A 23,515-nucleotide genomic window follows, 5' to 3' on the forward strand; every position below is an offset into this window, starting at 1 on the left:
CCCGGCGCTTTTGATTTTGCGCCGGTTTTTTATCTCTACCCAATCAACGTCGGTTTGCATTATGCGAGCAATCCCCCCTGCTTATTCATGGTTGTTATTTCATGACAACTTAAGGCATCATACCGATAAGTAATAACTGAAACGTTTTTATACTCTTCGCACCTTAATTTGCCCGTCTTCCTGGCGGTATTCTCTTATTTTTGTCCCATGATTTTCTATTTTAGACCCGTATTTTTTATTTCATACCGTAGAATCAATGGGCGGTCGCAAGCAGCGTTGATGTGTGTGATGTTGAGATAACGTGGTCATTAGAACAAAGTAGTCATTAACTAAGCGGTGGATTATGTACGTTTTTATTATGCGTCACGGTGAGGCAGCTTTAGCGGCAAGTAGTGATGCAACCCGGGAGCTGACACCGAAAGGATGCCAGGAATCACAGCAGATGGCGGATTGGCTTTCGCAACAACGGCCTGGCATGGATTGTGTTTTGGTCAGTCCGTATATTCGCGCAATACAAACGTTAAAGGCGGTGCGAGAAAGTCTGATACTGCCTGACAATGCCGAAGTGCTGACTGAGTTAACACCATCAGGGGATAGCGCACTAGTTGCCAGTTATTTACACGTTTTATCAACACAGGGATACCAATCGGTATTGGTGGTTTCCCATTTACCTTTGGTCGGGTATTTGGTTTCTGAACTTTGTCCGGGGCAGGCTCCCCCGATGTTTGTTACCTCCGGTATTGCTTGTGTCGAATTAGATCAACAAACCGAAAAAGGGTGTCTGTTGTGGCAAACCTCTCCGGCACAGTTGGCAGCAAGGCGTTAACCAGACACCTCAATGTTATATAGCGGTAAGATTAGCGCTGCGCAGACTCATCCATCTCGACTAAAATGAGTAACGCAGCGTTTCCTCCCCACGCTTTGGGCGCTTGATGAAAAGCAATAATATCAGGATGTTGAGCCAGCCATAATGGAATTTGCTGCTTGAGAATGCGCTTACCGTGACCATGCATAACACAGGCACAATAGACATATTCGCGGCGGCAGGCAGCGATCAAAGCGCCAATTTCTTGCTTAGCCTGTAACTGAGTTAGCCCATGTAAGTCCAGAAAAAGCTCCGGGGTATAATCCCCACGCCGCAATTTCTTTAATTCATAATGATTGTCGCCTTCCCGGATGTAACGGGTAGGGCCTTCCATCTCCAGATTGGGCTGGAATTCATCGGAAAAATAGTAACTGGCATCAACCTGTTCTTGCATCAAACGTTCAGGGGCAAGCTGGGTGATTTTTTTTCTTTTTGGGGGATGAGAAACCGTATCTTGCTGAATACGACGCGTTCCCGTCACAGAGGTTCTAAATAGACTAATGTCTTCTGAGTTTAGTTGATGTTTTCTCTTCATTACTCGTTAATTTACTCACAGCGTTGCGTCAGTGTCTCTGATTTTTTGTGATTTTTCCTGGAAGCTATCAGTTTAACTAACAAGCTGTTCACAAAATGATTTGACAATTATGTTTGGTTATAAAATAAATGTATATACAACATAAGGTCTGATACAAACAAGAAAAATAACAGGATGATACAATGTCAATTGAACTAAGAGACACTGATGTCATATGGCGTAATGCCAGACTTGCTACCATGAACCCTGCCATTAAAACCCGCTTTCATAAAAGCATTGAAGGTAAAGATATTGATAATGAAAGTCTTTACAGCATAGTAGAACAACACGATCTTATCGTCAGGGATGAGAAAATCCTGGCGATTTTACCGACCAATCGCGTCCCCAAAAATCAGTGTAAGGTCATTGACGTACAGCAGCGCTTGATCACCCCGGGCTTAATCGATTGCCACACCCACTTAGTGTTTGGTGGCAATCGAGCCTCGGAATGGGAACAGCGTTTGAACGGTGTCTCTTATGAAGAAATTAGTGCAAAAGGCGGCGGCATTAATGCGACGGTCAATGCCACTCGTCATAGTTCCGCCCAACAATTGGAAACCGTCTCCCAAAAGCGGCTTAATGCCCTGATTGCTGAAGGGGTGACAACGATTGAGATAAAATCAGGTTATGGGTTGGATCGGGAAAATGAAGAAAAACAGTTAAATGTTGTCAACGCGTTGGCACAGAAAAATCCCATCGACATTAGCCCGACATTACTGTCGGCCCATGCTGTTCCTCCTGAATATCAACATGATCCTGATGCTTATATCGATTTAGTGTGTGATTCCATTCTGCCTGCTCTCTGGCAAAAGCAGTTATTCGATGCCGTCGATGTATTTTGTGAAACAGTGGGTTTTACACTGGATCAGACCAAACGTCTTTTTGATACCGCAAAACGTCTGAAAATCCCGGTCAAAGGGCATGTTGAACAACTGTCCAATTTGGGCGGAAGTGAACTGGTTGCTGAATATCAAGGTTTGTCCGTTGATCATATTGAATATTTGGATGAAAAGGGCATTGAAGCTATTCGCCGTAGTGGCACCGTGGCTGTATTGTTGCCCGGCGCCTTCTATTTTCTGCGAGAAACGCAACGTCCGCCCATTGCATTATTGCGCCAATACGGAGTCCCGATGGCGATTTCGACAGATTTTAATCCCGGCACCAGCCCGTTTGCCTCTTTGCGTCTGATCATGAATATGGCGTGCGTACAATTTGGTTTAACACCCGCAGAAGCCTGGCAGGGCGTCACCATTCATGCTGCCCGGGCATTAGGACGGGCTGAGAGTCATGGTCAGTTGGCGGCAGGTTTTATGGCGAATTTTGTTGTCTGGGATGCTCAGAACCCCGTTGATATCTTATATGAGTTAGGACATAACCCATTGGTTTATCGTGTTTATCAGGGGGAGATCATGCATCGAAATGACCTGGCCCTCCGTTCCGTTAGCAATCATGAAAGAGGGTGAGGGAAAGCATATGAATTTATGGCAGCCAACATCGGAAAATATTTGGCAAGGGCGTAACGATCTCGTTGAAGCGGATAATGCTTTACGGATATTCCAGACAATCAAACAACCCGCGAGTTTCTCCCCGGCAAAATTTCCTCATCATATTGCTTTATTGGGGTTTGAATGTGATGAAGGCGTCAAACTTAATCAGGGACGTCCGGGGGCGAAATTAGGCGCTGAATATTTGCGTCAAGCGCTGGCAAATCTGGCTAGCCATGACGGGCATGATAGGTTGGTGGATTTGGGGAATATTCGGGCAAATCCGGGTGAATTGTGTGAAGCACAGGCTGCGCTTAGTGAGGCGGTATTCGCCTGCCAGCAGCATAATATGAAAACATTGATTTTTGGGGGCGGACATGAAACCGCATTTGCGCATGGCATGGGGATCTATCGTGCGTTTCCGACGCAGCGGGTTGGTATCATTAATTTTGATGCGCATTTGGATCTGCGCAATGCACCGCAGCCGACATCAGGCACACCATTCCGGCAACTTGCCCATTATTGTCAACAGCATCAACGTCCCTTTAATTACAGTTGTGTTGGCGCCAGCCTGGCAGCGAATACGCAAGCGTTGTTAGATGAGGCGAATCATCTTGATGTCATGATTATCTGGGATATGCACTGTATTGCGTCGCTAGATAAGGTACAGCAGCAGTTACAAGATTTCATTAATCAGCTCGATGTCATTTATATGACTATTGATTTAGACGTCCTGCCAATTTGGCAAATGCCGGCCGTTTCTGCGCCCGCGGCGTTAGGTGTTCCGCTGGAACGTTTATTGCCATTAGTTCAACTAATCTGTCAGAGTAAAAAGTTGCAAGCCGTAGATTTAGTCGAGCTTAATCCTTTGTATGATATGCAGGGGATGGGGGGGAAAGTAGCGGCTCGCTTGGCATGGCAATTAGTGCACTGGTGGAATGGATAAGCCGATGGGGGGAGTCCGGGGAGCAAAATAGGTGAAAGTGAATAAAAAATGAAGGGGGGAGAGTGACAGACGATTTACCAGAGATACACACCAAACCCGTGCCTTTGTATGCGAAATTAAAGCAAGCGATTATCGAAAAGATCTACACGGGGGAGTGGAAACCGCATGATCGAGTGCCTTCTGAGGCGGAATTGGTCAAGCAGTTTAACTGTAGTCGTATGACAGCAAACAGGGCATTAAGGGAACTGACGGCAGAAGGTTTTCTATTCCGTTTGCAGGGGGTGGGATCGTTTGTTTCTGAGCCGAAAGGACAATCTGCTTTATTTGAAATTCACAGTATCGCAGATGAAATCGCTGCCCGTGCTAATCAGCATCGTTGCAAGGTGCTGAAACTGTCTGAAGTGAGTGCGAATATGACCCAAGCGGCGGAATTCAGTATTGCGGTAGGTGCACCGCTCTACCATTCCATCATCATACATTATGAAAATGATGTCCCGGTGCAAATTGAGGATCGCTATGTCAATGTTCAGGCAGCGCCCGCGTACCTGAAACAAGATTTCGGCCGGCAGACAGCGCACGATTATCTCTCTCAGGTAGCACCATTAACGGAGGGAGAACACGTTGTTGAGGCCATTGCCGGTGATGCCCGCTCTTGTCGATTATTGCAGATTGATGTGAATACCCCCTGTTTATTAATCAGCCGTCGCACGTGGTCGAAAAAATTTATTGTTTCCAGTGCCAGGTTATTGTTTCCCGGCCATCGGTATAAATTGAAAGGGCGTTTTAGTTCATAATTGCTTCTCTCATGGCAAAAACCTCTTTTTTCTTTTTAGACAGAAGGGGTTTTTTTATGATCTGTTGTAGCGTAAATGTAAAATCAATGTGATATAAAACACAGAACCGGCAAAAATATTTCCTTCTTTATCACGCCATGAATTACTGTTATTTTATTGATTTTTATCATAAATAATATTCACCGCCAAATTATCAACTTTACCTGTGTCACATTTTTGCCTATTGAATACACATGTATATACAACTATACAATGAACAAAATTCACCAAGACGAGATAGGAAAAAATCGTGACGATGCAAAACAATAAATTCAGCAACGTAACCATTCGCTCTCCCAAAGGGACGCAACTCACGGCAAAAAGTTGGCAGACCGAAGCACCCCTTCGTATGCTCATGAATAATCTTGATCCTGACGTGGCAGAAAACCCCTGCGAACTGGTTGTTTATGGTGGAATTGGTCGCGCAGCCAGAAACTGGGCGTGCTATGAGAAAATCGTGGAGACGCTGAAAAATCTGGAAAATGACGAAACGCTGCTGGTGCAATCAGGCAAGCCGGTCGGGGTGTTTAAGACACATGAAAACGCGCCGCGCGTCTTAATTGCCAATTCAAATTTAGTGCCACATTGGGCGACATGGGCGCATTTCAATGAACTGGATGCCAAAGGGCTGGCAATGTATGGTCAGATGACCGCGGGGAGTTGGATATACATCGGAAGCCAGGGCATTGTTCAGGGAACTTACGAAACGTTTGTCGAAGCGGGTCGCCAACATTACAACGGCAATTTAACCGGACGTTGGGTATTAACTGCGGGTTTAGGGGGGATGGGTGGCGCACAACCACTGGCCGCAACATTGGCGGGAGCGTCTTCGTTAACCATCGAATGCCAGCAAAGCCGCATTGATTTTCGTCTGCGCACCAAATATGTTGATGAACAGGCGGTTGATCTGGATGATGCGTTGGCTCGTCTTGAACGTTATACCCAAGAAGGTAAAGCCGTATCCATTGCATTGTGTGGTAATGCCGCCGAGATCTTACCTGAGTTGGTACGCCGTGGTGTGCGTCCTGATATGGTGACAGACCAAACCAGTGCCCATGATCCATTACATGGCTATTTGCCGGTAGGTTGGACGTGGGAAGAGTATTGCCGTCGTGCCGACATAGAACCTGACGAGGTGATCCGGGCGGCGAAAGCGTCAATGGCGGTTCATGTTGCAGCGATGCTGGCTTTCCAGCAACAGGGAATACCAACATTCGATTATGGTAATAACCTCCGCCAAATGGCGAAAGAATCCGGTATTGAAAATGCCTTTGATTTCCCCGGTTTTGTGCCTGCCTACATTCGCCCTCTGTTTTGTCGTGGCATTGGTCCTTTCCGTTGGGCGGCACTTTCCGGTGATCCTGAGGATATTTATAAAACTGATGCAAAAGTGAAAGCGTTGCTGCCGGATGACAGCCATTTACATCGCTGGCTGGATATGGCAAGAGAGCGAATTCACTTCCAGGGGTTACCTGCCCGTATTTGTTGGGTGGGGTTGGGTGCGCGGGCCAAATTAGGATTGGTATTCAATGAAATGGTGCGTAGCGGGGAGCTGTCTGCACCTATCGTCATTGGCCGTGACCATCTGGACTCCGGCTCGGTTGCCAGCCCTAATCGTGAAACAGAATCCATGTTAGATGGCTCTGACGCGGTTTCTGATTGGCCGTTGCTAAATGCCTTGTTGAATACCGCCAGCGGCGCGACCTGGGTTTCTCTGCATCATGGCGGTGGTGTTGGTATGGGATTCTCTCAACATTCTGGCATGGTCATTGTTTGTGACGGAACGGACGAAGCTGCTGAACGTATTGCCCGTGTATTACACAATGATCCGGCAACGGGAGTGATGCGCCATGCCGATGCGGGTTATGAAGAGGCTATCCAATGTGCGAAAGCGCAGGGGCTGCACCTGCCAATGTTAAATCTGCCCCTGACCGATGCAAAATAAGGAGCGTTGTTGAAATGAAAAATATCACTATTCGTCCAGGAAAAATGACGTTTGAAGAGTTACGCCATGTTTATCAGCATCCTGTTCACATTACTTTAGATGACCATTGTTTTTCAGCCATTGAAAACAGTGTGGCGTGTGTCAATCGTATCATCAGTGAAAACCGAACAGCGTATGGGATCAATACGGGGTTTGGTTTGTTAGCGAATACCCGTATTGCAGAACACGATTTGGCAGCATTGCAGCGGTCTATCGTGTTGTCACACGCGGCGGGCGTCGGTGAACCGTTGTCGGATGAGATTGTTCGCTTGATGATGGTGTTGAAGATCAATAGCCTCGCCCGGGGGTATTCCGGTATTCGTCTGGAGGTCATTCAGGGCCTGGTCGCTTTGGTCAATGCGGAAGTTTACCCCTATATTCCCGGCAAAGGGTCAGTGGGCGCTTCCGGTGATTTAGCGCCACTGGCCCATATGAGCCTGTTATTACTGGGGGAAGGTAAAGCCCGTTATCGTGGTGAATGGCTGCCCGCAAACGTTGCACTGGAAAAAGTGGGGCTCAAACCAATTTGTCTTGTGGCAAAAGAAGGATTGGCGCTACTTAACGGCACCCAAACTTCCACGGCTTTCGCTTTAAAAGGGCTGTTTGCTGCGGAAGCGTTATTGTCATCAGCCATTATTTGTGGTGCCTTATCGGTTGAAGCCGCGCTGGGTTCCCGTAAGCCATTTGATGCCCGTATTCATGATGCACGGGGTCAGAAAGGCCAAATTGATGTGGCTGCTCTTTACCGTTTGGTATTGGAAGAACAGAGTGATATTTCTGCCTCTCACCAACACTGCTCGAAAGTTCAGGACCCTTATTCCTTACGTTGCCAGCCACAAGTGATGGGCGCTTGTTTAACCCAAATCCGCCATGCTGCGAATGTCATTATGACAGAAGCTAATGCTGTCTCAGATAACCCGCTGGTATTTGCTGAGGAAGATGAAGTGATTTCTGGTGGTAACTTCCACGCTGAACCCATCGCGATGGCATCGGATAATCTGGCGATCGCTTTAGCGGAAATAGGTGCATTATCAGAACGCCGCATCGCTTTATTGATGGACAGTAATATGTCTCAGTTGCCCCCATTTTTAGTCGAAAATAGTGGGGTGAATTCTGGTTTCATGATTGCGCAGGTAACGGCGGCGGCGCTGGCAAGCGAAAATAAAGCATTGGCGCATCCTGCCAGTGTTGATAGTTTACCCACATCGGCCAATCAGGAAGATCATGTTTCAATGGCGCCGGCGGCGGGTCGCCGCTTATGGGAAATGGCAGATAATGTGCGTGGAATTTTAGCGATTGAATGGTTGACCGCATGTCAGGGCATGGATTTTCGCCAGGGTTTGAAGAGTAGCCCAATATTGGAGAAAGCCCGCCATATTCTCCGTGATAAAGTGGCGCACTACGATAAAGATCGCTTTTTTGCGCCAGATATTGATGACGCCATTCAATTGTTGGCTGAACAGCAACTCTCTGCATTATTGCCTGCCGGAAAGATTTTCGAACACTGAGTATAAACATGTCGTTTCAGACCGGATATTATCCGGTCTTATCGTTATTTATCTTTCCCAATCTAATAATAAAAGACACAAGGATAAATCATGCAAAACATCTCACAACTCAAACGCGGGTTAAGCGTGCGCCACATCCGATTTATGGCTCTGGGATCGGCAATTGGCACGGGGCTTTTCTATGGTTCGGCGGAGGCGATTAAAGCTGCAGGCCCTGCGGTATTGTTGGCTTATGCAATAGGTGGTGCTGCGGTTTTTATGGTCATGCGAGCATTGGGGGAAATGGCGGTGCATCGTGCGGCACCGGGATCTTTCTCTTATTATGCCACCCACTACTTAGGGCCATTGGCGGGTTTTTTAACCGGCTGGACTTATGTATTTGAAATGTTAGTCGTTTGTCTTGCCGATATCACGGCATTTGGCATTTATATGAAACTCTGGTTTCCCCATGTGGATCAGTGGATTTGGGTGCTCAGTATTGTCTTTTTCATTGGGGCAATAAACTTATGCAATGTCAAAGTGTTTGGTGAAATGGAATTTTGGCTTTCCATCATTAAAGTGGCGGCCATTATCGCTATGATTATGGGGGGTTTTGCCATCATGATGTATGGATTTGGTCAGGAAGCGGGGCATGTCACCGGCCTGTCGAATTTATGGGAACAGGGTGGATTTATGCCAAATGGCATAGCGGGCGTGATCGCCTCGTTCACGGTCGTGATGTTTGCTTTTGGCGGTATTGAAGTCATCGGTATCACGGCCAGTGAGGCTAAAAATCCAGAGAAATCCATCCCACGCGCCATCAATGCTGTTCCGTTCCGTATTCTGCTGTTTTATGTCCTTACCCTGTTTGTGTTGATGTGCATTTATCCGTGGAATCAAGTAGGGCAAAATGGCAGCCCATTTGTTCAGATATTCTCCAGTTTAGGCATTAATTCCGCCGCCAATATTTTGAATGTCATCGTCATCACCGCCGCAATTTCGGCAATCAACAGTGATATTTTTGGTGCGGGACGCATGATGTATGGCATGGCGCAAGAAAAACAGGCGCCGGCTTCTTTTACGCAGTTGACTAAAAACGGTGTACCGTGGGTTACGGTGGTGTCCATGTCAGGGATCTTGTTGGTCGGTGTGGTTTTAAATTATCTCCTGCCCGGAAAAGTGTTCGGCATTATTGCTTCCATCGCGACATTTGCCACCGTCTGGGTATGGCTGATGATTCTGTTGTCGCAATATATGATGCGCCGTAAGATGTCGCCAGAAGAAGCCAAACAACTTAAATTCCCGATACCTTTCTGGCCAATTGCACCGATCCTGACGATTGCTTTTATGGCCTTTGTTATTGCGGTTCTGGGTTATTTCCCCAATACCCGGATTGCATTATACGTAGGGATAGTTTGGATAGTATTACTGACGATGAGCTATTATGTCTGGGTGAAAAAATCAAATAATCGCTAGAGCCGCATTCTTTAATTAATGGCTTTATGGTGTATTTTCACCATAAAGCCATTTAGTACACCGCCTGTCATGCAGGGAGTAATTGTAAAATAGTGGGTATTGTGACCAGGGCAATAAGCAGAGAAATGATAATGGAAAAAGAAATCACTTCCTGTTTAAAGCCATATTTATTGGCAAAAACATAAACGCCCGCGCCGATAGGCTGTGCAGCCATGACAATCGCGGTAATTAGCCAAATATCATTGACCTGCTGCATACCGAATAGAAAATAAGCACAGATAAACGTAATCAATGGCTGTACCCCTAGTTTGAGTAACAGCATCGGTAGCGCTAATTTTAACGCTTCTCCGTTGATATGTTCTTTGACCTTCAGTCGAGATAACCCTAATCCCAAAGCAAACAGTGCGGTTGGACCTGCGGCATGGCCAAGAAATTCCGCAAATGTTTGTAAAAACCGTGGAACGGGAAGACCGAAACCAACAAAAATCAATCCCGCAATCACAGAGATAGTCAAGGGATTGCTGAATGTCGTCTTTAATGCCCCAATGAAGCTTTGGTGAATGGATATTTTTCCTGCCGATCGATGAGTCGAAAAAATATCGTAAGTAATGATAACCGCCATGATCGCAGGAATGTTATGCAAGATTGTCGCAATAGCCGCAGGTAGCGCCGCGGATTCACCATAAACTGCAATCAGTATTGGCACCCCCATATATCCCGTTGTACCGTAACATGCCCCCATGCTCAGTATCGAGGATTGCGGTAAACTAACCCCCATGACTTTTGCCAACAACATGCCCAAAACATACACAACACAAATACCCACAAGCGTAGCAGCAATAAACCCCCACTGTTGTAATTCACTGATATCGGCTCGCGCAATGGCAAGAAACAATAAGGCAGGGAGTGCAATATAGAGGACATAATCATTGATTAATTTATCGGAAAGCCCACTGTCAGGACGCAAACGCCCAAAACAATACCCAATAAATATAACCAGAAATATGGGTGCAACGATCATAAACATTTAAAGCCAACCTCATCGTCGTTTGAAATATGGCGTCCTATTCCCCCCAGAATTAACTGGAGGGAATAGGTTATTTTAAGAACTCTCTAGTATATTTTCCAACAGAAGATGTATATAAAACGTCTGTCGCATAGAACTGATCTAACTGATTTCTAATTTGCTCAAATTCTTTTTCTTTTCTTGAATAGATTTCAGTTAACATGTTATCAAATCTTGCTTTTACTTGCTGAACAAGATTAGGATCATTTGCAGCATCAAACAATCCTTCATCAGACATGATTTTTTGTAATGTTGCGTCATGTAATCCTATACTGTTCAAAAAATAAGGGATATCACGGGCAGCACCAAGGAATGAAGGAATGTTAGCTACGCCCATATTTTCTTGCTCAACAATATGTCCACTGACTGGTTTATACAAATCAGGGATGGATAAAAATGTACGTTCAGTTAATCGTGCGGCTTCCAATACAAGAGAACTATCAAGATATTTATCCTTAATAGAGATTGATTTCTCTTTGAAAATGAAATTTAGAATTTCAATTGCGGGCAATCCAGATCTATTCCCAGTACCAGCAAATCCCCCTTCAATTAAATTGAAGCCGTTATAAATAGAGACTAACGCATTTTGTAATCCCAAGCCTCTATCATTATGTGCATGCAGACAAAAGTTGGTTAAAGGGTAATCATGGCGTAGGTTAGCAGCCAGTATAGCCATTGCTTCAGGATAGATTGTGCCTAATGAATCATTAATTCGCACGACATTGATATCCATGCGTAGTGTGCGATCAATCTCTTTTATTATTTTTTCATAAGAGATTTCATCCACCCCTGAACTAAAATTGTTGAGCAAACTCACTCTAAAATTTGTAAAACCATAACTACGAAGCTCTTCAGTTGCTCTTTCAAATGTTTTTTCATCTGATTTATGTGAAACCATTCCAAAACTTATAGTTACATATTTTTTAAATTCATCAGGAAAATATTTAAATTGCTTCATAAGAGGTTCATGGCAATTTAATAACATGATAAACGAAAATTTAGCGTCAGAGGGGAGTTTATTTTTATGAACAAGTTGCTTTATAACAGAAGCTAAATCTGTTGGGTCTTTTGGACCTGATCCAAAAACGATATCTCTTATTCCTGTTTCAAATATAGTTGATATTAAGGGGATTTTTCTATCTGTTTGAACCGCAAAAGGACATCTTTCAGAGCCTTCTCTCAATGTCTCATCCAAAATACCATCAATATTAAAATTTGAGAATCGTGGTTTATGATTCTTAGGTAATGTTAATAGAGCCATATCGTAACCTCTTTTTAAATTTAATTTATTTTTATTAAAAGATATTCAGCTTCAAGATGTTGCTAAAATGTTTTTATTTTGTCAAATTAATAATTTATTTCTTATCATTGAATTTATCAATAATAGTGACAATAACGGTGTGATGAGGCAGGATATTAGCACTCATTGTTTTGATGAATGAAATATCACTCCAGGGTTGTTTGTGAGTATTTTGTTAGAAGTTTGATTTAATCAATGCACACCATTATGTCCTAATAATCACTTTTTTGAGCACTTTCTTTCGTGGATACTGACTCTTTTACGGTCACGCAAAATGCTTTCAACATCAAGAGCTATTCAACGCAGGAATATCGGGATTATCGCTATTGCCGGTAAAATTTTGCGAACCTCTTATAACTATGAAGAGAGATATTCATCCATATGATTATTGTCTTTCTGATCTTTGTGTGGATGGGTCACGCTTTGACATGATGTAGTGTGTGGTTTCAGATCCCCTGAACTTCAGCTGGCCCGAATACATTTTATCCATAGGCGTATGATTTCCCTTGAAGGCGCTTTTTCTGCATACCGTGTTTTGTAAATACAATTTCATCCTGAGACAATTCCTATGCTAAGAAAGCTGATTTGTGTTCGGGATCATGGCAAACTAGCGAGTCGATATATTCTTTTGTTGTTTGGAGGTGTTTTTTGGATAAGATTTTAGTCGATGAGGCGGATGCTGTTGCAGAGCTGCATACCATTTTAGATATGTTGCGTTGGTCTACCAGCCGTTTTAACGAGTCGAATATTTATTGTGGACATACCACCTGTCATCCGTGGGATGAAGCTTTACAGTTAGTTCTTCCTACGCTGCATTTGCCGCTGGATATTCCCGATTCTATGATGGCTTCACGTCTGACAGTCACAGAGCGTCAGCGCATTGTGGAACTTGTTTTGCGTCGTATTCATGACCGTGTTCCGGTTGCTTATTTAATCAATCGAGCCTGGTTCTGTGGTCATGAATTTTATGTCGATGAGCGGGTTTTGATTCCGCGTTCATTGGTCAGGGATGTGATTGAAAACCGCTTTGAAGGGCTTATCTCACGTCAGCCATCGACAATTTTAGATCTTTGTACGGGAAGCGGTTGTATTGCTATTGCCTGTGCCCATGCCTTCCCTGAAGCTGAAGTGGATGCCGTTGATATTTCGCCTGATGCGTTGGCCGTTGCAGAAATAAATATCGAGAATCATCGACTTTCCCACCGCGTCATCCCGATTCGCTCAGATCTATTTCATGATATGCCGCCAGTGAAATACGATATCATTGTGACGAATCCGCCTTATGTTGATGAGGAAGATATCAATGATTTACCTAGAGAATATCACCATGAACCTGAGTTAGCGATGGAAGCCGGTGTTGATGGCTTGAGGCTGGCTCTGCGTATTCTTGCCACCGCTCCCGATTTCCTGGCAGAAGAGGGAATACTGGTCTGTGAAGTAGGTAACAGTATGGTACACCTGATTGAGCAATACCCTGACGTACCATTCAAGTGGCTGACATTCGAACATGATTATGGTGACGGTGTTTTCGTGCTGACTCGCCAGCAGCTTGTTGAGTATCACGAATATTTCCAGCAATTCAAAGACTGATATTTTTTATTCATCCAATGGTTAAAACAGATATTTCATATCAAGGATATCTCTATCCAATAGGTTTATCGTCGTAGCGAGCAATATTGCTGCTCGAAAGATTAAGGATAAAAGGCCAATAAAATGACTGAAATAAGATAGGTTTTAATCGTTGGGTGAGTTATTGTTATTCGATCCCATGTTTAATACATAAATAATGATGGCAGGATAGGAATGGCAGGAAACAGTATTGGTCAGTTTTTTCGTGTCACCACATTTGGTGAATCTCATGGCATTGCACTGGGGTGCGTTGTTGATGGTGTCCCACCCGGTATTGCGATTAGCGAAGCCGACTTGCAAATTGATCTGGACAGACGTCGACCGGGAACCTCCCGTTACACGACTCAGCGTCGTGAACTCGATCAAGTCCGTATTCTTTCCGGTGTTTTTGATGGCGTAACAACCGGCACCAGTATGGGGCTGATCATTGAAAACACCGATCAGCGTTCACAAGATTACAGTGCGATTAAAGATGTTTTCCGCCCCGGCCATGCTGACTATACCTACGAACAAAAATATGGGCTGCGCGATTATCGTGGCGGCGGGCGTTCATCTGCCCGGGAAACCGCGATGCGTGTTGCCGCAGGTGCCATTGCTAAAAAATACCTATTCGAACAACACGGTATCCGTATTCGCGCCTGCCTGACCCAAATGGGCAATATTCATTGTGAACTGAAAGACTGGGCTATTGTTGAACAAAATCCTTTTTTCTGCCCGGATGAGAGTAAGTTAGCTGAACTTGATGAATTGCTGAGAGCATTGAAAAAAGAGGGTGATTCCATTGGGGCGAAAGTCAGTATTGTGGCTGAAAACGTCCCCGTAGGATTAGGGGAACCCGTGTTTGACCGCCTGGATGCAGATCTCGCCCATGCCCTGATGAGTATTAACGCTGTCAAAGGTGTCGAAATTGGTGACGGTTTTGCTGTTGTCAATTTACGCGGCAGCGAGAATCGCGATGAAATGACGGCGAAGGGATTTACCAGTAATCATGCGGGCGGCATTTTAGGCGGGATTAGCAGTAGCCAACCGATAGTTGCACATATTGCACTAAAACCAACATCCAGCATTATGGTGCCGGGCAAAACCATTAATCGCCAGGGCGAAGAAGTCGAAATGGTGACCCGTGGCCGACATGATCCCTGCGTGGGAATTCGGGCAGTGCCGATTGCCGAAGCAATGATGGCGATTGTGCTGATGGATCACTTACTACGTCAGCAGGCACAATGTGCCAATGTGACACCGCCGCTTCCACGTTGGTAGTTCAGGAAAAGGCGTCTGATAATAACGGCTGATGCCAAAAGGCATCATGATAATAGGCAAGTCGTGTTCTGGTGACATGTATCATGGAATGGACATTATTAGGATCAGAGATTTACGGTTTCCTCTTTTTGGTGGCGATGGTTGCAGGGTTTGTTGATTCCATTGCTGGGGGTGGTGGATTATTGACCATTCCGGCGTTAATGTCAGTGGGCATTTCCCCTGTCCAGGCATTGGCAACGAGTAAATTACAGGCGGTGGGGAGCTCGTTATCGGCCAGTCTGTATTTTATTCGCCGGGGCGTTATCGATTTACGTCTCCAGCGTTTTGCGATCGTGATGACGGTCATGGGTGCCATGATCGGTGCGTTGCTGGTGCAATTTATTTCCCCCGATTTTTTGCGCTATTTATTGCCTGTGCTGGTGATCATTATTGGCCTTTATTTTTTATTGATGCCGAATATCGGGGCAGAAGATCGGCAACGTCGTCTTGGCCCCATCGCATTTGGTTGTTTTATCGGTGCTGGCATCGGCTTTTACGATGGCATATTCGGGCCGGGTACCGGATCTTTTTTCGCACTCTCATATGTCATGCTGTGCGGCTACAATTTGGCCAAAGCAACGGCGCATGCCAAGGTATTGAACTTTGCATCTAACATCGGTGCGTTGGGGTTCTTTATTTTTGGCGGGCAGGTTTTATGGCTAGTGGGTTTTGTCATGCTGATAGGTCAGATAATTGGCGCGCGGATAGGCGCCAGTTTGGTGCTAAGCAAAGGGCAAAAGCTCATTCGTCCAATGTTGGTGACTATCTCTTTTTTGATGAGCATCAAACTGCTTTATGACCATCATGGCGATACGCTCCGCGCCTGGCTGGCATTTTATTTTTGATTTAGGATTTTGCATTAACACATGATTGCACATCATTATCAACAACTGATTGAAATTTTTGATAATTGCTTTAGTCACGATTATAACACCCGCTTGATAAAAGGTGATGATGAGCCGATTTATCTCCCCGCGGATGATACCGTGAGTTATCACCGAATCCTGTTTGCGCATGGCTTTTATGCCAGTGGAATGCACGAAATTTCTCATTGGTGCATTGCAGGGGAAGCGCGCCGGAAACAGGTCGATTTTGGTTACTGGTATTGCCCTGACGGGCGGGATAGCGAGACGCAGCGGAAATTTGAGGACGTGGAGATCAAACCGCAGTCACTAGAATGGTTATTCTGTGTCGCCGCGGGATTTCCCTTTAATGTCAGTTGTGACAACCTTAACGGGGATGTGGAGCCGGATCGCCTGGCTTTTCAGCGAAAAGTGCATGGGCAGGTTATGCAATACCTTGAAAATGGGATACCGACGCGAGCGGCACGCTTTATTCAAGGTCTGCAATCGTTTTACAATACGCCGCCATTAAAAGCAGAGCATTTTCCTTATCCGGAAGATCTCTTTGCTCATTGAACTGATTTTGAGGGAAAAATAATGCTCGCAGAGTTTGAAACACGTATTCTGGCGCAAATTGACGATATGGTTGAACATGCCAGTGATGACGAATTATTTGCTGGGGGATACCTCCGCGGGCATCTGACACTGGCGGTGGCTGAATTAGAACAAGAAGGCGCAAACACGGTGGAACAGCTTCACCAGCGCGTTGAAGAAAGTGTCCATAAAGCGATTAAAGCGGGAGAATTGGCGCCACCTGACCAGGTTTTGGTTTTGGCAACTTGGCAAAAACTGCTGGATAAGGTGAAAGCCTAATTTGTTGATATTAACATAATTTTATTGAGGGCTATTGATATAGCCCTTTGTTTTGGGTCATGCATTAAATCGTAAGATACAACACCGTCTTTTTGTTCAAGTGCGCTAAATTTGTTCTCTTTATCTGCTGAGTCAATGCCTTTCCATGTCCCGGGAAGATTGTCATCAGCCCATCATCGGATGCAGACAATATACTTTACGGTTTTTCAACCCTTATTGCTTTGCCGCGTCATTGTTTTTCTGTGTAACGGATTTGCCACGTAACTGTTTTCTGACCCAAAAGCGGTTTGGGTGTAAAGCCGCTAATGTTTCATCATCAAGCGGCAGGGCTTCTCCGAAAATTTGGCTGGCCAGTAATTCTGCCCCTAAAGGTGCGGAACACAACCCCCGTGAACCTAACGCACCAATCACAAATAAATTGGCATAACAAGGTGATTCTTCAATCATTTTATTGGCACGTATGTGTTGAGATAAATTGGCATATTTCTCCATAAGCTCACTGAAAACAGGAACGTTACCAATCATTGGCATGTGATCCCGGATGACACAACGTATGGCCTGACGGGATTTTTTTTCTGAGATATCAACTTGCTGTGGCCAGTCAACATCGGGAAAACATTTTAATAAACGCTCACGATTTTCGTGTTGTTCATCAGAAGAGTATTGCGTATCCAACTGATGACGCTGATAACTGGCGCCAATACAGTGATATTGATTACTAGGATTAACCGGTGTCATATAACCGTCGTAGCACAGCACACTGTTTAATTGACGCAGATTATTGGTTGTTGGAATATGGCTAACCTGGCCACGAACAGCCGTAACAGGGAGTTTTTCAGTTTGCTCAAATTGTGGTAAACAGTGGCCGTTAGCAATAATGACGACAGTATGATTTTTGTCTTGCCGGTTTCCTTGATATTGAACCTGTAACTGCCAGCCGTTTTCGTTTTGATTAAGCTGTGTCACTTGATGATGCAAATAAACTTGCATTCCACGTTGTTCAGCAAGTTTGATTGCTGCCTGGGTGAGTTGTGCCGGGCACAGCCACCCGCCTTGCGGATAGTGAATACCATCATAATTCACCTCTAACCCGCTGACCTGACTTAATTGAGTGCGATGCATACTCAGTGCGATTTCGTCTGGCCATGCTGTCCGTAACATTTTGCTTATTTTATTTGCACTTTTTTCATCATAAGCCACTTGGCTGACGCCACACCACTGGTGGTCAAACCTAACATGGGTGTCAGCGAGCAGATCATATTGACGGCGGGCAAAAGTAAATGCAGAGGTAAAGAAACGTTCTAATGGATCGCCGTTACCGTTCAGTAAAGGGTAAAGCGCGCCTTGTTGGTTACCTGATGCATTCTGTGCCGGTTGTGCGTCCTGACAATAGAGTGTGACTTTGGCACCCCGGCGTAATAGCGCAAGTGCTGTCAATGCACTGGCAATACCGCCGCCAATAATGGCAATATCATCAAGATGCGTGGCGGCTTTGCGGGCAAACCATGGTGTATGAGCGAAAGGGGAAGAACCACTGAGTGAAGATAAGGTACCCGTTAGCATCTCTCTTTTGCGCCCAAAGCCTTTTATTTTTGTGACCGTAAAGCCCGCTTGCTGTAATCCTCGGCGGACGAGACCAGCCGAGGTGAATGTGGCAAATGTCCCTTCAGGACGGCAAAATGTTGCCATTGCAGCGAACAACTGTTCACTCCACATTTGTGGGTTTTTGGCCGGTGCGAAACCGTCTAAAAACCAGGCATCCACTTTCCCTGTCAGGTTTGATCTTATCTTCGGTAAGAGATCATTGACATCGCCAAACCAAAGATCCAGCGTTATTGCGCCATTATCCAGAATTAACCGCTGGCAGCCCGCTAAAGGTAAGGGCCATTGTTGGCACAATTGTGCGGAAAACTCAGCAAGTTCAGGCCACCGCTGGTGGGCGGTTTTTAAGTCATCGGGTGTTAATGGGTATTTTTCAAAACTGATATAATGGAGTCGTTTTAATGTGGATTCAGGATTTTGTTGTCTAAAATGAGAAAAACTCCGCCATAATGTCAGAAAATTCAATCCGGTACCGAATCCAGTTTCGGCAATAACACACTCTGGCCGCGAATGGGTGTTAAAGCGTTGAGGAAAATGATTGCCTTGCAAAAAGACATATAAAGTTTCTGCTAAGCCATCTTGATTTGAAAAATAAACATCATCAAATTGCGCTGAAATGGGCGTGCCCTGTTCATTCCAGCTTAAGGTTGCGCTGCTGATAGTCTGGTGTGCCACGATAATGCCTGTACTGTTGATAACAATGATCGGGGATTTTAATGGTCTTCCTTGGATTGCACCACCCACTGTCGCCCCTTAGTGTGAAGCCCGATTCGATTTTTCGTGAGTTTTTGACCTGATCGGACTTGTTCAGCGTACAAGTGTACGCTAAAGTGCGGGGGAATAAATCCCGCAGGTAAACATATTTGATGAGGTAAGTAATGAAACGTGCAGTAATCACTGGTCTGGGTATTGTCTCTAGTATTGGTAATAACCAGAAAGAGGTGCTGGAATCGCTGAAAGAAGGTCGCTCCGGGATAACTTTCTCAGAAAAATTCAAAGAAATGGGGATGCGCAGCCATGTCTGGGGCAATGTAAAACTGGATACTTCTGGTTTGATTGACCGCAAGACGCTCCGTTTTATGAGTGATGCCTCTATTTATGCTTATCTGGCGATGGATGAAGCCATCAAAGATTCTGGCCTGTCCGATGAACAAGTGTCTGATTTTCGTACCGGATTGGTTGTCGGTTCCGGGGGCGGTTCTCCCTATAACCAGGTCGCGGGTTCAGATGGGATGCGTGCCCGTGGGTTGCGTGGTGTCGGGCCTTATATGGTGACGCGTGCCATGGCTTCCGGTGTATCAGCTTGCTTGGCAACCCCCTTTAAAATCAAAGGCGTCAACTATTCCATCAGTTCAGCGTGTTCAACGTCTGCTCACTGTATCGGCCATGCCGTTGAATTAATCCAACTGGGTAAGCAAGATATTATTTTTGCCGGCGGTGGTGAAGAACTCAGCTGGGAAATGGCGTGTGAATTTGATGCTATGGGCGCACTGTCTACGAAATATAATGAAACACCAGAACTCGCTTCCCGTACCTATGATCAGAGCCGTGATGGTTTCGTGATCGCAGGCGGTGGTGGTATTGTTGTCGTTGAAGAACTCGAGCACGCATTGGCGCGTGGTGCGCACATTTATGCTGAAATTGTCGGGTATGGCGCAAATTCAGATGGTGCGGATATGGTTGCGCCTTCCGGGGAAGGGGCGGTGCGTTGCATGAAGATGGCGCTAGAAGGCGTTGAAGGTGGCGTCGATTATATCAATACCCACGGAACCTCGACGCCAATTGGCGATTTGAAAGAACTGGAAGCCATTAGAGCGGTTTTTGGTGACAATACACCGGCTATTTCCGCGACTAAAGCAATGACCGGGCATTCATTAGGTGCGGCGGGTGCACATGAAGCGATTTACAGTTTATTGATGCTGGAGCATGGTATTATTGCACCAAGCATTAATATTGATGCGCTGGATGAAAAAGCGCAGGGCATGAATATTATTACTGAACCCACCGAACGCGAGCTAAAAACAGTGATGTCTAATAGCTTCGGCTTCGGTGGTACAAATGCATCCCTGGTGATGCGCAAGTATTCAAACTGATCATTATCAAGCCAATCCATTGATGAAATGGATTGGCTTTTTACGAAGGCTAAGGTTTTATGTGTTGTTGTTGCGGCGTTTCTTCATGATGCGTAAAACGGGCGGGATAACGATCACCATAACCGCCAGAGCCAGCAAAATTTGAGCAATATTGCTACTCCATAGGATCGCAAAATTTCCATTACTGATGGATAATGCCCGCCGTAGATTTTGTTCCAACATTTCACCTAAGACGAATCCCAGGATCAATGGGGACATGGGAAAATTCATTTTTCGCAGTAGGTAACCAAAAACACCTAATCCCACCATCAGCATCAAATCAAACGTCGTGCTATGAACCGCGTAGACGCCGACCGCAGAAACGATAGCGATTGCAGGCACTAAAAACCAGGTTGGGATACTCAACATGCGGGTAAATACCCCAATCATCGGGATATTCATAATCAGTAATAACACATTGGCAATCAACAACGCCGCAATCAACCCCCAGACGATATCCGGTTGTTCGGTGAACATCGCAGGGCCAGGCGTAATGTTATAAAGCGTCAAAGCACCGAGCATGACCGCGGTTGTTCCTGAACCGGGAACACCGAGAGTCAGCATAGGGATAAATGAACCACATGCTGAGGCGTTGTTAGCCGCTTCGGGAGCGGCGACCCCCCGGATATCCCCTTTACCAAATGAATCACTGTTACCGCTGAGTCGTTTTTCGGTCATGTAAGTGATGGCGCTGGCGATTGTTGCTCCGGCACCAGGTAATATTCCCACGAAGAAACCAATCACGGAAGAACGTAACGTTGGCCCGACACACATGGCGGCTTCTTTTCGATTAAATAGCAAACGCCCTGTTTTTTTAATCGCTTTTTGGCCGGATGCCGTACTCTCCAGCATCAATAATATTTCACTGACGGAAAATAACCCGATGACAACAACGATAAATTGGATCCCATCGGAGAGATGCACGTTATCAAAAGTGAAACGATAAACACCGGTATTGGCATCGACGCCTACCGTTGCCAAACCTAAGCCAATTAAGGCTGCAAAGAGTGATTTTATGGGATTTTGGCTCATCATACTGCCGAGACAGGCGATCGCAAAAACCATCAATGCAAAATATTCCGCCGGCCCGAACGCTAAAGACCATCGTGCAAGCAGGGGGGCAAATAAAATAATGCCAGTGATAGCCAGAAGTGAGCCACAAAATGAACTGACGGCAGAAATCGACAGAGCCACGCCGGCTCGCCCCTGTTTTGCCATTGGGTGGCCGTCCAGGGCGGTCATGATAGCGGCTGCGTCCCCCGGCACATTCAGTAAGATAGAAGATATACGACCGCCATATTCGCAGCCAATGTAGACCGTTGCCAGTAAAATTAAGGCGGATTCGGCCGGCAATTTGAGGGCAAAAGCCAGTGGGAGTAAGATCGCAACCCCATTAATGGGACCAAGTCCGGGCAATAATCCCACCACCGTACCAATAAAACAGCCGATCAGAGCAATGAGCAAATTTTTGGGGACTAACGCCACTTCAAAGCCCTGGCTCAGATATAACCAAGTATCCATTGTTATCTCCTTAACTGAGCCAACTGCCAACCGGCAGAGTGACATCTAACAGACGATCAAAGGCAAAAAAGAGGGAGCCACTGAGAAAGACACCTGACATCATGGCGGCAAGGAGACTCGCGTTAAAGAGTCGCGCTACACTGAAAGTCAGTAATAGAGTTGCTAATGGAAAACCTAGCCACTCAAATAACCCTGCGTAAGCGGCTAACGTAGCAATCAATAACACCAGGCGACGTAACACGGGAGGTGTCGGCCAGTGCACGGAGTCCGGTTTTTTGAATAGCAACAGTAAAGCACAGAGTGCCATTAATGAAATAATCGTGATGGGGAAGGGGCGCGGGCCGAGGGGCTCATAGCTATATTCGCTATGAATTCCCCAGCCGACGACCAGTCCTATCCCACATAGCACAAGCCATACCGTAGCAAAGATACGATCACTCATGATGCCACCCGTTATTTTGCTAACCCAAAGGATTTAGCCATTTCATGGTACTGAACGGTTTGTTTTTTCACATAGTCATCCAGTTCTTTGCCCGTCATATCGAAATCAAATAACCCGCGTAATTCACGTTGTTGCTTAAATTCATCCGTTTGTTGGAGTTTCTTAAAGGTATCAACCCACCATTGATATTGTTCATCAGACACGTTGGGACCCATATAAAAGCCACGAATGACAGGCCAGACGAGGTTATAACCCTGTTCTTTAGCTGTTGGGATATTTGCCAGTGCACCGTCTAGGCGTTTATCAGCATAAATAGCGAGTATGCGGATCTTATTGCCATTGAGGTAAGGTAGCGTTTCACTCAGATCCCCGGAGACAACCTGGATATGGTTGCCTAATAGCGCAGTGATAGGTTCTCCCCCGCCTTCGAACGCGACATAACGCATTTTGCGAGGATTAACGCCCACCTCTTTTGCCAGTAAAGCGGTTTTCATCCAGTCTTGACTGCCGATGGACGCACCCGCACCGAACACGATGCTATCAGGTGCTTTTTTGAACGCGTTCATCAAATCGGTCAGTGTCTGGTAAGGGGAATCATGGCGCACCGCAATCATGCCATAGTCTGTACCGACACTGGCCAGCCAGCGCACATTATTGACGTTGTAGCGACCAAATTTGCCTTGAGCAAGATTCAATAAAGAGCCGCCGGAAAAGGCAACAATCGTGCCGGGTTCAGCAGGTCGTTGGGCAACGATGGCATTATAGGCAACTGCCCCGACACCGCCCGGCATAAAGGTGACCCGCATAGGGGCGTTGATGGCTTGAGTTTCTAATAGTGAAATTTGAACCAGTTTGCAGGTTAAATCAAATCCCCCTCCGGGTTTGGCAGGGGCAATACATTCGGTTCTGCCAGGGGCAGAGGTTGCAAAAGCGCAGGTCGCAATAAGCAGGTTTGCGGCAGTGAATAATATTTTGAAAGCGTTCATTTTGATTCCTCACGAGGCACCAGTAAAAGAGATGAATGACAAATTTCTGGTTTATGTCCACTTATAGGATTGAAACCTTTCAATTACCTTTCATTAACAATGAAAATTGTCCAGGTGTGACTTTACTCACTGAGTTTATTTGATTAAGCATCATTTCATGTTAATGAATGGTGA

Annotated in this window: 20 protein-coding genes; 13 read left to right on the top strand and 7 right to left on the bottom strand. The window is 45.7% G+C overall.

The window, feature by feature from the left end; translation table 11 throughout:
* The first annotated feature begins 343 nt into the window (after positions 1 to 343).
* Positions 344 to 826 (top strand): phosphohistidine phosphatase SixA, encoded by a 483-nt coding sequence (gene sixA / locus XPG1_RS05270; protein ID WP_045958140.1) that lies wholly within the window; start codon positions 344 to 346, stop codon positions 824 to 826.
* Positions 827 to 857: 31 nt separating this feature from the next.
* Here the strand turns inward: sixA and smrB are convergent, their stop codons facing one another.
* Positions 858 to 1,400: an endonuclease SmrB gene (gene smrB, locus XPG1_RS05275; protein ID WP_045958141.1), complete on the bottom strand. Its 543-nt coding sequence runs from the start codon at positions 1,398 to 1,400 to the stop codon at positions 858 to 860.
* A 182-nt stretch (positions 1,401 to 1,582) separates the two neighbouring features.
* Between smrB and hutI the strand changes: the two genes are divergently transcribed.
* The 6 genes from hutI (at position 1,583) to XPG1_RS05305 (ending at position 9,649) form a co-directional block, all read left to right on the top strand.
* The gene (gene hutI / locus XPG1_RS05280; protein WP_045958142.1) at positions 1,583 to 2,902 is read left to right on the top strand and encodes an imidazolonepropionase; all 1,320 of its coding nucleotides are present in this window, start codon (positions 1,583 to 1,585) and stop codon (positions 2,900 to 2,902) included.
* A 10-nt stretch (positions 2,903 to 2,912) separates the two neighbouring features.
* The gene (hutG, locus tag XPG1_RS05285) at positions 2,913 to 3,869 is read left to right on the top strand and encodes a formimidoylglutamase (protein ID WP_045958143.1); all 957 of its coding nucleotides are present in this window, start codon (positions 2,913 to 2,915) and stop codon (positions 3,867 to 3,869) included.
* Between the two features lie 62 nt (positions 3,870 to 3,931).
* Positions 3,932 to 4,663: a histidine utilization transcriptional repressor HutC gene (gene hutC, locus XPG1_RS05290; RefSeq protein ID WP_045958144.1), complete on the top strand. Its 732-nt coding sequence runs from the start codon at positions 3,932 to 3,934 to the stop codon at positions 4,661 to 4,663.
* 289 nt (positions 4,664 to 4,952) lie between these two features.
* Complete coding sequence (gene hutU / locus XPG1_RS05295) at positions 4,953 to 6,647, top strand: urocanate hydratase (RefSeq protein ID WP_173425862.1); 1,695 nt, start codon at positions 4,953 to 4,955, stop codon at positions 6,645 to 6,647.
* A 14-nt stretch (positions 6,648 to 6,661) separates the two neighbouring features.
* Positions 6,662 to 8,194: a histidine ammonia-lyase gene (gene hutH, locus XPG1_RS05300; RefSeq protein ID WP_045958146.1), complete on the top strand. Its 1,533-nt coding sequence runs from the start codon at positions 6,662 to 6,664 to the stop codon at positions 8,192 to 8,194.
* Between the two features lie 90 nt (positions 8,195 to 8,284).
* Positions 8,285 to 9,649, top strand: coding sequence for an amino acid permease (locus tag XPG1_RS05305; protein ID WP_045958147.1), 1,365 nt, complete (start codon positions 8,285 to 8,287; stop codon positions 9,647 to 9,649).
* Between the two features lie 67 nt (positions 9,650 to 9,716).
* Here XPG1_RS05305 and XPG1_RS05310 read toward each other — a convergent pair whose 3' ends face one another.
* Together XPG1_RS05310 and XPG1_RS05315 are read right to left on the bottom strand one after the other, a co-directional pair.
* Entirely contained in the window at positions 9,717 to 10,676 is a 960-nt protein-coding gene (locus tag XPG1_RS05310) for an AEC family transporter (RefSeq protein WP_045958148.1), read from the bottom strand.
* A 70-nt stretch (positions 10,677 to 10,746) separates the two neighbouring features.
* Positions 10,747 to 11,976, bottom strand: a complete 1,230-nt coding sequence (locus tag XPG1_RS05315) for a hydroxymethylglutaryl-CoA lyase-like TIM-barrel protein (protein ID WP_045958149.1) — start codon at positions 11,974 to 11,976, stop codon at positions 10,747 to 10,749.
* 687 nt (positions 11,977 to 12,663) lie between these two features.
* On the opposite strand from XPG1_RS05315, the gene prmB reads away from it, so the two are divergent.
* From prmB to XPG1_RS05340, 5 genes are all read left to right on the top strand, one after another.
* Positions 12,664 to 13,605: a 50S ribosomal protein L3 N(5)-glutamine methyltransferase gene (gene prmB, locus XPG1_RS05320; RefSeq protein WP_045958150.1), complete on the top strand. Its 942-nt coding sequence runs from the start codon at positions 12,664 to 12,666 to the stop codon at positions 13,603 to 13,605.
* A gap of 213 nt (positions 13,606 to 13,818) precedes the next feature.
* The gene (gene aroC, locus XPG1_RS05325) at positions 13,819 to 14,904 is read left to right on the top strand and encodes a chorismate synthase (protein WP_045958151.1); all 1,086 of its coding nucleotides are present in this window, start codon (positions 13,819 to 13,821) and stop codon (positions 14,902 to 14,904) included.
* 83 nt (positions 14,905 to 14,987) lie between these two features.
* Positions 14,988 to 15,788, top strand: a complete 801-nt coding sequence (locus tag XPG1_RS05330) for a sulfite exporter TauE/SafE family protein (RefSeq protein WP_045958152.1) — start codon at positions 14,988 to 14,990, stop codon at positions 15,786 to 15,788.
* Between the two features lie 21 nt (positions 15,789 to 15,809).
* Positions 15,810 to 16,361, top strand: a complete 552-nt coding sequence (locus XPG1_RS05335) for an elongation factor P hydroxylase (protein ID WP_045958153.1) — start codon at positions 15,810 to 15,812, stop codon at positions 16,359 to 16,361.
* 21 nt (positions 16,362 to 16,382) lie between these two features.
* Positions 16,383 to 16,658 (top strand): YfcL family protein, encoded by a 276-nt coding sequence (locus tag XPG1_RS05340; protein ID WP_045958154.1) that lies wholly within the window; start codon positions 16,383 to 16,385, stop codon positions 16,656 to 16,658.
* Positions 16,659 to 16,871: 213 nt separating this feature from the next.
* On the opposite strand, the gene mnmC is transcribed toward XPG1_RS05340, so the two are convergent.
* Positions 16,872 to 18,935 carry a bifunctional tRNA (5-methylaminomethyl-2-thiouridine)(34)-methyltransferase MnmC2/FAD-dependent 5-carboxymethylaminomethyl-2-thiouridine(34) oxidoreductase MnmC1 gene (mnmC, locus tag XPG1_RS05345; RefSeq protein ID WP_045960482.1) on the bottom strand — a complete coding sequence of 688 codons (2,064 nt, stop codon included), beginning with the start codon at positions 18,933 to 18,935 and terminating at the stop codon, positions 16,872 to 16,874.
* A gap of 203 nt (positions 18,936 to 19,138) precedes the next feature.
* Here mnmC and fabB point away from each other — a divergent pair, with 203 nt between their 5' ends.
* Positions 19,139 to 20,353 carry a beta-ketoacyl-ACP synthase I gene (gene fabB / locus XPG1_RS05350; RefSeq protein ID WP_045958155.1) on the top strand — a complete coding sequence of 405 codons (1,215 nt, stop codon included), beginning with the start codon at positions 19,139 to 19,141 and terminating at the stop codon, positions 20,351 to 20,353.
* A gap of 57 nt (positions 20,354 to 20,410) precedes the next feature.
* Here fabB and XPG1_RS05355 read toward each other — a convergent pair whose 3' ends face one another.
* The 3 genes from XPG1_RS05355 to XPG1_RS05365 are packed head-to-tail and all read right to left on the bottom strand — an operon-like array spanning position 20,411 to position 23,341.
* The gene (locus XPG1_RS05355) at positions 20,411 to 21,913 is read right to left on the bottom strand and encodes a tripartite tricarboxylate transporter permease (RefSeq protein WP_045958156.1); all 1,503 of its coding nucleotides are present in this window, start codon (positions 21,911 to 21,913) and stop codon (positions 20,411 to 20,413) included.
* 10 nt (positions 21,914 to 21,923) lie between these two features.
* Positions 21,924 to 22,355 carry a tripartite tricarboxylate transporter TctB family protein gene (locus XPG1_RS05360; RefSeq protein ID WP_045958157.1) on the bottom strand — a complete coding sequence of 144 codons (432 nt, stop codon included), beginning with the start codon at positions 22,353 to 22,355 and terminating at the stop codon, positions 21,924 to 21,926.
* A gap of 11 nt (positions 22,356 to 22,366) precedes the next feature.
* Positions 22,367 to 23,341, bottom strand: a complete 975-nt coding sequence (locus tag XPG1_RS05365; RefSeq protein WP_045958158.1) for a Bug family tripartite tricarboxylate transporter substrate binding protein — start codon at positions 23,339 to 23,341, stop codon at positions 22,367 to 22,369.
* Between the last annotated feature and the right edge of the window lie 174 nt (positions 23,342 to 23,515).

The organism is Xenorhabdus poinarii G6, from assembly GCF_000968175.1.
GTDB classification, from domain to species: domain Bacteria; phylum Pseudomonadota; class Gammaproteobacteria; order Enterobacterales; family Enterobacteriaceae; genus Xenorhabdus; species Xenorhabdus poinarii.

Bases quoted from the DNA above. Each gene is read 5' to 3' on its own strand.
- aroC (WP_045958151.1), top strand. From the start codon at position 13,819: ATGGCAGGAAACAGTATTGGTCAGTTTTTTCGTGTCACCACATTTGGT.
- hutI (WP_045958142.1), top strand. From the start codon at position 1,583: ATGTCAATTGAACTAAGAGACACTGATGTCATATGGCGTAATGCCAGA.
- hutH (WP_045958146.1), top strand. From the start codon at position 6,662: ATGAAAAATATCACTATTCGTCCAGGAAAAATGACGTTTGAAGAGTTA.
- sixA (WP_045958140.1), top strand. From the start codon at position 344: ATGTACGTTTTTATTATGCGTCACGGTGAGGCAGCTTTAGCGGCAAGT.
- XPG1_RS05310 (WP_045958148.1), bottom strand. From the start codon at position 10,676: ATGTTTATGATCGTTGCACCCATATTTCTGGTTATATTTATTGGGTAT.
- XPG1_RS05360 (WP_045958157.1), bottom strand. From the start codon at position 22,355: ATGAGTGATCGTATCTTTGCTACGGTATGGCTTGTGCTATGTGGGATA.
- fabB (WP_045958155.1), top strand. From the start codon at position 19,139: ATGAAACGTGCAGTAATCACTGGTCTGGGTATTGTCTCTAGTATTGGT.
- XPG1_RS05335 (WP_045958153.1), top strand. From the start codon at position 15,810: ATGATTGCACATCATTATCAACAACTGATTGAAATTTTTGATAATTGC.
- XPG1_RS05355 (WP_045958156.1), bottom strand. From the start codon at position 21,913: ATGGATACTTGGTTATATCTGAGCCAGGGCTTTGAAGTGGCGTTAGTC.
- XPG1_RS05305 (WP_045958147.1), top strand. From the start codon at position 8,285: ATGCAAAACATCTCACAACTCAAACGCGGGTTAAGCGTGCGCCACATC.
- XPG1_RS05365 (WP_045958158.1), bottom strand. From the start codon at position 23,341: ATGAACGCTTTCAAAATATTATTCACTGCCGCAAACCTGCTTATTGCG.
- smrB (WP_045958141.1), bottom strand. From the start codon at position 1,400: ATGAAGAGAAAACATCAACTAAACTCAGAAGACATTAGTCTATTTAGA.
- hutG (WP_045958143.1), top strand. From the start codon at position 2,913: ATGAATTTATGGCAGCCAACATCGGAAAATATTTGGCAAGGGCGTAAC.
- XPG1_RS05315 (WP_045958149.1), bottom strand. From the start codon at position 11,976: ATGGCTCTATTAACATTACCTAAGAATCATAAACCACGATTCTCAAAT.
- XPG1_RS05340 (WP_045958154.1), top strand. From the start codon at position 16,383: ATGCTCGCAGAGTTTGAAACACGTATTCTGGCGCAAATTGACGATATG.
- XPG1_RS05330 (WP_045958152.1), top strand. From the start codon at position 14,988: ATGGAATGGACATTATTAGGATCAGAGATTTACGGTTTCCTCTTTTTG.